This is a genomic window from Tyzzerella sp. An114, from assembly GCF_002161055.1.
In the GTDB taxonomy this organism is placed as follows: Bacteria; Bacillota; Clostridia; order Lachnospirales; family Anaerotignaceae; genus Fimicola; species Fimicola cottocaccae.
In genome coordinates, this window is the sequence record NZ_NFLT01000031.1 from 1 (window position 1) to 10,971 (window position 10,971).

At 28.2% G+C, this 10,971-nt stretch carries 12 protein-coding genes; 11 read left to right on the forward strand and 1 reads right to left on the reverse strand.

Going from position 1 to position 10,971, the window contains the following annotated elements; translation table 11 throughout:
• Nucleotides 1–92 precede the first annotated feature (92 nt).
• From B5E58_RS12510 to panD, 11 genes are all read left to right on the forward strand, one after another.
• Nucleotides 93–314, forward strand: a complete 222-nt coding sequence (locus B5E58_RS12510) for a hypothetical protein (protein ID WP_088109991.1) — start codon at nt 93–95, stop codon at nt 312–314.
• 27 nt (nt 315–341) lie between these two features.
• Nucleotides 342–764, forward strand: a complete 423-nt coding sequence (locus B5E58_RS12515) for a hypothetical protein (RefSeq protein WP_088109992.1) — start codon at nt 342–344, stop codon at nt 762–764.
• Between the two features lie 293 nt (nt 765–1,057).
• Nucleotides 1,058–1,234, forward strand: a complete 177-nt coding sequence (locus tag B5E58_RS13550) for a hypothetical protein (RefSeq protein ID WP_158097765.1) — start codon at nt 1,058–1,060, stop codon at nt 1,232–1,234.
• Between the two features lie 451 nt (nt 1,235–1,685).
• Complete coding sequence (locus B5E58_RS12520; protein ID WP_088109993.1) at nt 1,686–2,711, forward strand: LacI family DNA-binding transcriptional regulator; 1,026 nt, start codon at nt 1,686–1,688, stop codon at nt 2,709–2,711.
• A gap of 359 nt (nt 2,712–3,070) precedes the next feature.
• On the forward strand, nt 3,071–4,507 hold the full coding sequence (locus tag B5E58_RS12525) for a sucrose-specific PTS transporter subunit IIBC (RefSeq protein WP_088109994.1): 1,437 nt from the start codon (nt 3,071–3,073) through the stop codon (nt 4,505–4,507).
• Nucleotides 4,508–4,531: 24 nt separating this feature from the next.
• The gene (locus B5E58_RS12530; RefSeq protein WP_088109995.1) at nt 4,532–5,998 is read left to right on the forward strand and encodes a glycoside hydrolase family 32 protein; all 1,467 of its coding nucleotides are present in this window, start codon (nt 4,532–4,534) and stop codon (nt 5,996–5,998) included.
• Between the two features lie 263 nt (nt 5,999–6,261).
• Nucleotides 6,262–7,254, forward strand: a complete 993-nt coding sequence (locus B5E58_RS12535; protein ID WP_088109996.1) for an alpha/beta hydrolase — start codon at nt 6,262–6,264, stop codon at nt 7,252–7,254.
• A gap of 305 nt (nt 7,255–7,559) precedes the next feature.
• Nucleotides 7,560–8,456 carry a Rossmann-like and DUF2520 domain-containing protein gene (locus B5E58_RS12540; protein WP_275532740.1) on the forward strand — a complete coding sequence of 299 codons (897 nt, stop codon included), beginning with the start codon at nt 7,560–7,562 and terminating at the stop codon, nt 8,454–8,456.
• A complete protein-coding gene (gene panB, locus B5E58_RS12545) occupies nt 8,431–9,258 on the forward strand; it encodes a 3-methyl-2-oxobutanoate hydroxymethyltransferase (protein WP_088109998.1) in 828 nt (275 codons plus the stop codon). The genes B5E58_RS12540 and panB overlap by 26 nt, the downstream gene beginning before the upstream one ends.
• Nucleotides 9,259–9,273: 15 nt before the next feature.
• On the forward strand, nt 9,274–10,119 hold the full coding sequence (panC, locus tag B5E58_RS12550; protein ID WP_088109999.1) for a pantoate--beta-alanine ligase: 846 nt from the start codon (nt 9,274–9,276) through the stop codon (nt 10,117–10,119).
• Nucleotides 10,120–10,140: 21 nt separating this feature from the next.
• A complete protein-coding gene (gene panD / locus B5E58_RS12555; RefSeq protein ID WP_088110000.1) occupies nt 10,141–10,533 on the forward strand; it encodes an aspartate 1-decarboxylase in 393 nt (130 codons plus the stop codon).
• 68 nt (nt 10,534–10,601) lie between these two features.
• Here panD and B5E58_RS12560 read toward each other — a convergent pair.
• Nucleotides 10,602–10,971, reverse strand: a 370-nt coding sequence (locus tag B5E58_RS12560) for a helix-turn-helix transcriptional regulator (RefSeq protein WP_143597273.1), incomplete at its 5' end; no start/stop codon positions are given.

Below are 10,971 nucleotides of genomic sequence, written 5' to 3' on the forward strand. Positions count from 1 at the left end.
GTATAATATAAATGGTTAATTTTTGAAAATTAAAAAATTTTAGGTTAAATTATGATAAAATAAAAATATATTTAGTGATGGGGAGTGATTTTATGAAAAAACTTATATATTCTATAATATGTACATTATTGTTAAGTAAAATGGTGTATGCCAGTGAACCAGAGCTTATTATAAATAATACTCCTTTAATAAGTGATATATCAAGCCAATTAAATATATTGGATTATGACGTTGATGATATATCATATATATGTATTGTAGGCATATCAGATAATATTCATAAAATAGTGGGATTTTTTTATACAATAAAATGAACAATGTTCAATAAAAGGAGGAATACTATGAAAGTAAAACGAAATACACTTTTATTATTAGCATGTCTAGTATGGAGCTTAGCAGGATTTAATATCCTTAGTATAGGGATTATGACTTATATAGGCTATTTATCTATAATCAATTTATTATTATCAGTTTTAGTTTTTACTGTCTTTCAGATATTTATTTTTGGAAAATTAGTGAAAAAGCATACTGCCAGAATTAATGCCTATTTAGAGGAAAGACACTTTTTTCTAAAATTTTTTGATGGAAAATCGTTTATAATTATGGCAGTTATGATAACTGGTGGTATAGGATTAAGAAAAAGTGGAATTGCACCAGAGGAGTTTATTGCTGTATTTTATACAGGTTTAGGTGCTTCTCTTATGTTAGCAGGATTATTATTTGGATGTAATTATGGAAAATCGGTTTTACAAAATCAATCGTAAATATAGTTGTTAAAATTCTATTTGATACAGTTTATCTGTTTTCTATCATTTTTTAGATATATTTTTCTGTTCAGATAGTACAGCAAAACTGAATTTTTTGAAATAGGTCACAGAAAAATAAGTTATTAAAAGTCTTGCATTAAACTATCCTCTTTCAATAGTAGCAGCAATTCAAAGAATTGTTCATAGTCTTAAAAATATTTTTTTGTTCTATTATTTATTAAAAAATTTATGAAAATATAAAAGTTATTGACCATATTAGAAGCGTAGATGCATACATAGCAGAGTTTTATGTGGAATATGGAATTTTGAAAAATACTGATGATATTGAGAAAGCGTTAAAATACAGAAATGCTTTAATTTCCTTAAAAAATAATACCGGGGGACCTGACCATTATGGACATCGGCGAGGCGGAATATATTATAAAAAATATAATAATAATAAACAAATATTAGAAATGGAACGATAGTATATAAAAGCTGTCACGTTAGTGACAGCTTTTTTTTTATAAATTAAATTTGGCATATTTTGGGTAAAATTCAAACTGCAAGATTACTAAATTTATATAATTTTAGAATAAAATGGTAAATAAAAATAGTATCGTCTTATAATAGACTCTCTTTTAAATTTAACTTTACTTTATATAGCTTATGAATTATCTGGTAATAAATGATATTATACATGAGCCCAAAGAGGGATTTTTTGATTTTTCAGGCAACAAAAATGTAAGGGGATTTATTAAAAAAGCAGAAGAAATGGGTTTATAGAAATTAGTAAGTTTCAGATAACAAAAGGTAAACCTAATTTAAAAAATTATAGTTAAATTTATTTCTATTTTTATTATAATTATTATAGTTTAATTGATTTTATTGTTTAAAATTGATATACTATATTAAAATTATTTAAAAGAGGTATTATAAATGGAAAGGAAAAAAGTAACATTTGCGGATATTGCAAAATATACTAATTTTTCAAAAACAACTATTTCTAGATATTTTAATAATCCTGATTCACTTACATTAGAAAATCAAGAGAAAATTGCAAAAGCTTTGGAAGAATTAGGCTATCAGAAAAATAAGTTAGCAAAAGTTTTAGCTAATGGAAAAAGTGAGTTTGTTGGAATTATTATTCCTAATTTATATTTTCACTATTATTCTGAGATGTTAAATAAAATTTTAGCAAGTTATGAAGAATATAATTACAAATTTCTCGTTTTTATAGGAAATCATAAAAAAGAAGTTGAACGAAAATATATACAAGAACTTTTAGCATATAAAATAGAAGGTCTTATTGTTTTAAGTAATACTATATCTTCAGAAGAACTTAAATCATATAATATACCTGTTGTAACTATTGAGCGTGAAGCTAAATATGTGTGCAGTGTTGATACAGATAATTATACTGGAGCATCTGAAGCAACTGACTTACTTATAAAAAATAATTGTGATGTTTTAATTCACATCAATAATATTTTTCCCGAGTATGTGCCTTCATATGATAGAATAAGAGCTTTTATTGATGTATGTGATAATAATAATGCAAAGTATGAATTGATTAGAGAAAACTTTGGTTATAATTACGAATCAGTGTTTGCAAAAATGCAAAATATATTTAATGAAATAGACGAAAAATATTTAGGTCAAAAAAAGGGAATATTTTTATCTAATGATACTTATGCAAATATATTTCTTAATTTAGTTATTCAAAAATACGGTAATTTACCAGAACACTATCGTATTGTAGGTTTTGACAATTCTCCTATAGCTAGTGAAGCTGTAGTTCCAATAACTACCATAGCACAGCAAATAGATAAAATAGCTAATACAGCTATGGATTTACTTGTATTACAGATGACTGAAATGAAAAAAAGAAAGCCAATACCTTTAAAAGAACCTATTCACAAACAAATTGCTCCTGTTCTTATAAAAAGAAATACAACAGATTAATAAAATACCATAACCAATTAGTTAATTTTTTATATATTTGGTTATGGTGTTTTTTTGTTTAAAATTAAGGTTTAAAAATTGTTGACAATACTATGTATATGTAGTATTATTGTACCGTAAAGTAACCGGTTACTTAATCGGTTACTTTACGGGTTATTTTAAAACACCAAACCATTAAATTTATTTTATATTTGGTGCTATATTCCTTCTATAAATGTTTAATTGAAATAATTTGAATTTAATTATAGTTTTAAAACTATTATGAAAATTATAAATAAAAAATATATGGGGAGGTTAAGAATTAAAAATTTGTTTTTTATGTAGGTTTAAAAATGCTTTTATAAAAAAGGAGGATAACTATGGATTACAAAAAAATAGCACAAGAAATTATTGAACACATTGGTGGAAAAGAAAATGTTATAAGTGCTGCACACTGTGCAACTAGATTACGTCTTGTTTTAAAAGAAGATAATTTAATTCAGACAGATAAAATTGAAGAAATTGATGCTGTTAAGGGTAGTTTCAATAATGGTGGACAGTTTCAGATTATTTTAGGAACTGGTACTGTAAATAAAGTATATGATGAATTTATTAAGATTGCTGACATTGAAAGCATGACAAAAGATGAAGTTAAAAAAATAGCTGATAAAAAAATGAACCCTGTACAGAAAGTATTAAAACTTTTAGCAGATGTATTTGTACCTATTTTACCAGCTTTGGTTGCTTCAGGTTTAATGATGGGTATTAATAACATATTGACTGCACAAGGTATGTTTATAGCTGGAAAATCATTAGTTGAAGCACATCCTCAAATTGCAGACCTTGCTTCAATAATAAATTTAGCTTCTAATGCAGGATTTACATTCTTACCAGTATTAATTGGATTTTCAGCAGCCAAAATTTTTGGTGGCACACCTATATTAGGTGCTGTTATTGGTGCAATTATGATACACCCGGATTTATTAAATGGATATAGCTATGGTCAAGCTCTTATTGATGGCACTGTTCCATATTGGAATGTTTTTGGATTACAAATTGCTAAAGTTGGCTATCAGGGAACAGTTTTACCTGTTATCGTAGCAGCATTTTGTTTAGCTGTAATAGAAAAAAGATTACGTAAAATCGTACCTGCAATGTTAGATAATATACTTACTCCATTTTTATCAGTTTTAATTACAGCAGCTTTAACATTTGTTGCAATTGGACCTGTTATGCGTACAGTTGGTGATGCTATGACAAATGCTGTAATTTGGTTATTCTTTGACTTAGGTGGAATAGGTGGATTTATTTATGGAGTTACATATCCTTTATTAGTTATTACAGGTATGCATCATAGTTTAGTAACAGCAGAAACACAGATACTTGCAAACATTCAGACTTTAGGAGGTTCTCCTACATTCGTAGTTGTCGCTTGTGCTAACTGTGCTCAGGGAGCAGCAGCTTTTGCAGTTATGTATTTAATGAAAAAAGATAGTAAATTACGCAGTGTTGCATCTGCATCAGGTATATCTGCATTATTAGGTATAACAGAACCAGCAATATTTGGTGTTAATCTTAAATTAAGATATCCATTCTTTGCTTCATTATTAGGTGGTGGTATTGGTGCAGCCTATGCAACATTTATGCAAGTTTTATCAGTATCACAGGGACCTTGTGGAGTTATTGGTGTTATTTGTATAAGACCAGATTGTATGGTACAATTCTTAATTTCAACAGTTATTGCAATGGTTGCTTCATTTATAATAACTATTATATTTGCTAAAACAATTGGTAGAAAACAAAATAGTAATTCTTAATTATATTTAGGAGAGTTATGTAATATGGAGTGGACAAGAGAACAAAGATATAGAAGGTTGGAAGATATTACAGGAAAAGAGTATGAGGATTTAATGGAAAGTGTTAATTCTTGTATTTATAGACAAAAATATCATATTCAGCCTAAAACAGGTTTGCTTAATGACCCTAACGGATTTTCATATTATAATGGAGAATATCATATATTTTATCAGTGGTTTCCTATTGGACCTGTACACGGAATAAAATATTGGTATCATATGGTTAGTAAAGATTTGGTTCATTGGATAGATAAAGGTATAGGCTTATCTCCTGATACTGAATATGAAAGTCATGGAGTTTTTTCTGGAAGTGGTTTTGTAAAAGATGATTTATTATATTTATTTTATACAGGAAATACAAGAGATAAAGATTGGATAAGAAAACCATATCAATGCTTGGCAACAATGGATAAGGACGGAAATATCAATAAATATAATAAACCTTTAATTATAGACTCACCAGAAGGATATACAGACAATTTTAGAGACCCTAACGTTTTTGAACAAAATGGATATTACTATTGTTTAATAGGTGCTGAAAATACAAACAATGAAGGAAGAATTGTTTATTATCGTTCAAAAGATTTATTTGATTGGCAGTTAATGGGTGAAGTTAACATTCCATATAAAGGCGGTTTTATGTGGGAATGCCCTGATTATTTTGAAATTGATGATAAAGGTATTATAATGTTTTGTTCACAAGGACAAGAAAAATCAGGCAATGAATATAATAATATATTCCCATCTGGATATATTTTAACAGATAAAATTGATTTTTCTAATCCAGTTGTAACAAGTGATATATACAATGAATTTGACCGTGGATTTGATTTTTATGCACCACAGACAATGAAAGATAATAAAGGAAGAAGAATTCTTATAGGTTGGCTTGGATTACCAGGTGTAGAATGTGTAACAGAAAAAAATAATTGGGCACATTGTCTCACATTACCAAGAGAATTAACTATTAAAAATAATAGATTATATCAAAGACCTATTTCTGAGTTAGATAATATTAAATGCAATCCTATAACTATTAGTGATACAATAAAGGGAAATGCTCGATTTGATGGATTTGAAGGCGATATTTATTATTTGAATTGTAAATTCACAGATATAATTGGAGATAAAGTAGGCATCAAATTAAGAGTTGGAGATAATGAAGAAACATTATTCTATTATGATATTTTAAATTCAGAACTTGTATTTGATAGAAGCAATTCAGGAATTCAGTATGCTGTTGAGTATGGCAGTGTTAGAAAATGTTCATTTAATGAAAAAGATTTACAGTTAGAAATTTTTATGGATAGTTCAAGTGTAGAGATTTTTGTAAATGATGGATTAGAAGTTTTTACATCAAGAATTTATGCTAAAAAAGAAAGTTGCGGAATTGAATTTTTTGCTGAAAATTCAGCAAATATTGAAGCAACAATATGTGACATTAGATTATAAAATAATAAATTTCATTTATAAAAAGCAACATTATATTTATAGTGTTGCTTTTTTATTATTAAAAAATTTTTAATATTTATAGTATTAACTTTTAGTTTATACAATGATAACATATTGGATATTCTGAGTTAATAAAAATCATTATATAATAAATTTATAGAGATAATGTGAAATATATTGATAATAGACATTAAGATTATAATTATAAAAATTTAGAAAGAGAAGTTGAATAACAAATATAAAATAGGAGATGGTGATGTACTATGACACAATTAAATATGACAAAAGAATGGGATAAAGTATTTCCTAAAAGTGATAATGTAAATCATAGTAAAGTAACATTTCATAATAGATATGGAATTACACTTGCGGCAGATTTATATGAGCCAAAAAATATTAAAGAAAAATTACCAGCAATCGCTGTAAGTGGACCATTTGGTGCAGTAAAGGAACAGTGTTCTGGTTTATATGCACAGACAATGGCAGAGAGAGGATTTATTGCTATTGCATTTGACCCATCTTTTACAGGTGAAAGTGGTGGAGAACCTAGATATATGGCGTCACCAGATATAAATACAGAAGATTTTCAAGCTGCAGTTGATTTTTTATCTGTTCAAGATAATGTTGACTCAGAAAAAATTGGTATTATCGGTATTTGTGGTTGGGGTGGTTTAGCATTAAATGCTGCTGCAATAGATACAAGAATTAAAGCAACAGTAACTTCAACTATGTATGATATGAGTAGAGTAAATTCCAATGGTTACTTTGATTCTGAAAATAGTGAAGAAAAACGTTTTGAAAAACGAAAATTTTTAAACGAACAAAGAACTAAAGAATATAAAGAAGGTCATTATGTTCAGGGTGGTGGAGTTATAGACCCATTACCTGAGGATGCACCATTTTTTGTAAAAGATTATTATGATTACTATAAAACTGCTCGTGGTTATCATAAACGCTCTCTTAATTCCAATAATGGTTGGAACATTACAGGTTGTATGTCTTTTATGAATATGCCTATTTTACAGTATAGTAATGAAATTAGAAGTGCTGTATTAATGATACATGGTGAAAATGCACATTCTTGTTATTTTAGTAAAGATGCTTTTGCAAATATGATAAAGGATAATAATTATAAAGATAATAAAGAACTTATGATTATTCCAGATACAGTTCATACTGATTTATATGATGGTGGCGGAAAAAATGCAATTCCTTTTGATAAGATAACATCTTTTTTTGAAACAAATTTAAAATAAATTACAACATAGTTTTTGTATTAATTATTAGTACAAAAATAAGTTGAATAATAATTTATGTGTAATACAAAAATATCCCTTATGATTAAGGGATATTTTATTTTAGTTTAATTATGTTTATTAATTAATACTTTTGAAATAATATATAGACAAATCATTATTAAAATGATATAGTAATTTTTGGATGGTATTCGGAATGAAACTATACCTTGATTATTTATTTTTATTTTTTTATTTTTGTTCATATGAATTTGAACGAATTTTTATTTATCTAGATTTTTTATGCTGTCACAACCTTGAAAGGAGTGAACGGTATGAAAATAGGATTTATTGGTGCAGGGAAAGTGGGCTTTTCTCTGGGTAAATATTTAAAAGAACATGGTGTGAATATAACTGGCTATTACAGTAAATCACAGAATTCAGCCAAAATGGCAGCAGATTTTACAGACACAAAAACCTATGATAGTATTAAAAATCTTTTAAAAGATAGCGATACTGTCTTTATTACTGTGCCTGATGGTGTTATTGGTGAAATATGGGAAAATATGAAAAATCTAGATATAAAAAATAAAAACATTTGTCATTGTAGCGGTTCGATATCATCGGCCGCTTTTTTTGATGCTTATAAATATGGTGCATGTGTTTATTCCGTACATCCACTATATGCCATAAGTAGCAAATTTAACTCATACAAAGAGTTGAGCAATGCCTATTTTACAGTTGAAGGCTCTAAGGAGCATATCAATGATATTGTTGAAATATTTAAAAATACAGGAAGTAAAGTTATAGTTACATCTCCTGAAAACAAAAGTCTTTATCATTGTGGAGCAGTTGTTGTGAGCAATCTTGTCACAGGTCTCTATTCGTTGGGTGTGGATATTTTAGAGAGCTGCGGCTTTGACAAAGAAACTGCACAAAAAGCACTTTCAAATTTATTTATTGGAAATGCAAAATCTTTGACAGAGAAAGGACCTGTTGATTCACTTACAGGACCAATAGAAAGATGTGATATTTCAACAATAGAAAAGCATATTTGTTCAATAAAAAACAGGTCTGATTTAAAATCAAAAGAAAATTTGCTTATGATTTATTTGCTTTTATCAGAAAAACTTGTGGGTATAGGGGAAGAAAAACATCCAAACAGAGATTATTCAAAAGTTATGGAGGTAATTAACAATGAAAAACACAGTATCAACCTTTAAAAATAAAAAAGCTAAAGGTGAAAAAATTTCAATGCTTACAGCTTATGACTATTCAACAGCAAAGCTTATTGATGAGTCTGGCATTAATGGAATTTTGGTCGGTGACTCTCTTGGAATGGTTGTTCTTGGATATGATGATACTTTGCCTGTTACAATGGAAGATATGATACATCACACAAAAGCTGTATCAAAAGGGGCAAAAAATGCCCTTGTAGTTGGAGATATGCCTTTTATGTCATATCAAGTTTCTGTTGAGGAAGCAGTATATAATGCAGGAAGATTAATAAAAGAAGGCGGTTGTCAGGCTGTAAAACTTGAAGGTGGAGCTACTGTTTGTAATCAGATAAGAGCAATAACAAATGCCTCTATTCCTGTTATGGCTCATATTGGACTTACACCACAGTCAGTAAATGCTTTTGGTGGATTTAAAGTTCAGGGCAAAAATGAGGAAGATGCTAAAAGATTAATTGAGGAGGCAAAAGCTGTTGAGGAAGCAGGAGCTTTTGCTGTTGTATTGGAATGTGTACCAGAAAAATTAGCTGAGATAATCACTAATTCAATATCAATACCAACTATCGGTATAGGTGCAGGAAGAAAATGTGATGGTCAGATACTTGTATATCAAGATATGTTGGGTATGTTTTCAAACTTCACTCCTAAATTTGTAAAGAGATTTGCAAATGTTGGCGAAATAATGACAGAAGCTTTTAAACAATATATTGCAGAAATTAATGATGGTAAATTCCCATCTGATGAACACACATTTGCAATTTCAGACGACATAATAAATAAGTTATATTAAGGAGTGTAATATATAATGAAAATAGTAAAAACAATCTCAGAAGTAAGAAATTCAGTTAAAGAGTGGAAAAAACAAGGTCTTTCTATTGGTTTAGTTCCAACTATGGGCTACCTTCATGAAGGTCATAAAAGTTTAATTGAAAGAGCCCATAAAGAAAATGATGTGGTAGTTGTAAGTGACTTTGTTAATCCTGTACAGTTTGGACCTAATGAGGATTTAGCTACATATCCAAGAGATTTGGAAAGAGATGCTAAACTTTGTGAAGAAGCAGGTGCAGCATTATTATTTAATCCTGAACCTGATGAAATGTATTTTGAAGATTTTCATACATATGTAAATATGGAAAGTTTATCAGATGAGCTTTGTGGAAAAACAAGACCAACACATTTCAGAGGTGTGTGCACAGTTGTATCAAAACTTTTTAATATTGTCACTCCAGATAGAGCATATTTTGGCCAGAAAGACGCACAACAGTTGGCAATTATAAGACGTATGGTAAGAGATTTGAATTTTGATATTGAAATAGTAGGTTGTCCTATTATAAGAGAAAAAGATGGTCTTGCAAAAAGTTCAAGAAATACATATTTGAATGAAGAAGAAAGAAAAGCAGCTCTTATATTAAGTAAAGCAGTAAGATTAGGTATAGAATTAGCTGAAAATGGTGAAAAAAGTGCAGATAAAATTGTGTCTGAAATGAAAAAATTAATAGAGACAGAGCCATTAGCAAAAATAGATTATGTTAAGGCTGTTGATGCAAATTCAATAGAAATTATATCTGAAATGAAACCTCCTGTACTTGTTGCAATGGCTGTTTACATAGGAAAAACAAGATTAATAGATAATTTTATATACGAAGGATAAAAATAATAAAGGGGAAACATTATGAATTTTACAATGTTAAAAGGAAAAATACACAGAGCCACAGTTGTTCAGGCAGAACTTGATTATGTAGGAAGTATTACTGTTGATGAAGACCTTTTGGACGCTGCCGGAATTTATGAATATGAGAAAGTACAGATTGTTGATGTTAATAACGGAAATCGTTTTGAGACATATACTATTGCTGGAGAAAGAGGAAGTGGCATGATATGTTTAAACGGAGCAGCAGCAAGATGTGTTCAGACAGGAGATAAAGTAATTATTATGTGTTACTGTCAGATGACACAGGAAGAAATAAAGTCTAATCCTCCAAAGGTTGTTTTTGTAGATGAAGACAATAAAATAAGCCGTGTTACAAGATACGAAAAACATGGAAAATTAGAAAATATGATTTAAAATTTAATATTTTAAAAGCCCCATAATTTTATATGGGGCTTTTTTATAATTAATTATATATAAGGTTTCTATATAAGGTTTCTATATATTTTCGGAGTACAACCATATATACTTTTAAATTTACGTATAAAATAGCTTATATTATCAAATCCACATAAAAGAGCTATATCAAGAATTTTCAAATCTGTATTTAAAATTAGCTTTGCAGCTTTTTCACATCTATAATGATTTAGATATTCTTTAAATGAAAGACCTGTATATTTTTTAAAAAAACTACAAAGATAGTTAGGACTCATATATACAATATTAGATATATCTTTTAAAGTTATATTATTTTGATAGTTTTTATGTATATATGATATTATTTTTTTTATTTTTTCTTGAGAAACCATATCTGTATTATCATTAAGTATAAATAAATTTTCTGTATATATATAG

Excerpts from the sequence above, each read along its gene's own strand:
- B5E58_RS12510 (WP_088109991.1), top strand. The coding sequence starts at position 93 with ATGAAAAAACTTATATATTCTATAATATGTACATTATTGTTAAGTAAA.
- B5E58_RS12515 (WP_088109992.1), top strand. The coding sequence starts at position 342 with ATGAAAGTAAAACGAAATACACTTTTATTATTAGCATGTCTAGTATGG.
- B5E58_RS12520 (WP_088109993.1), top strand. The coding sequence starts at position 1,686 with ATGGAAAGGAAAAAAGTAACATTTGCGGATATTGCAAAATATACTAAT.
- B5E58_RS12525 (WP_088109994.1), top strand. The coding sequence starts at position 3,071 with ATGGATTACAAAAAAATAGCACAAGAAATTATTGAACACATTGGTGGA.
- B5E58_RS12530 (WP_088109995.1), top strand. The coding sequence starts at position 4,532 with ATGGAGTGGACAAGAGAACAAAGATATAGAAGGTTGGAAGATATTACA.
- B5E58_RS12535 (WP_088109996.1), top strand. The coding sequence starts at position 6,262 with ATGACACAATTAAATATGACAAAAGAATGGGATAAAGTATTTCCTAAA.
- panB (WP_088109998.1), top strand. The coding sequence starts at position 8,431 with ATGAAAAACACAGTATCAACCTTTAAAAATAAAAAAGCTAAAGGTGAA.
- panC (WP_088109999.1), top strand. The coding sequence starts at position 9,274 with ATGAAAATAGTAAAAACAATCTCAGAAGTAAGAAATTCAGTTAAAGAG.
- panD (WP_088110000.1), top strand. The coding sequence starts at position 10,141 with ATGAATTTTACAATGTTAAAAGGAAAAATACACAGAGCCACAGTTGTT.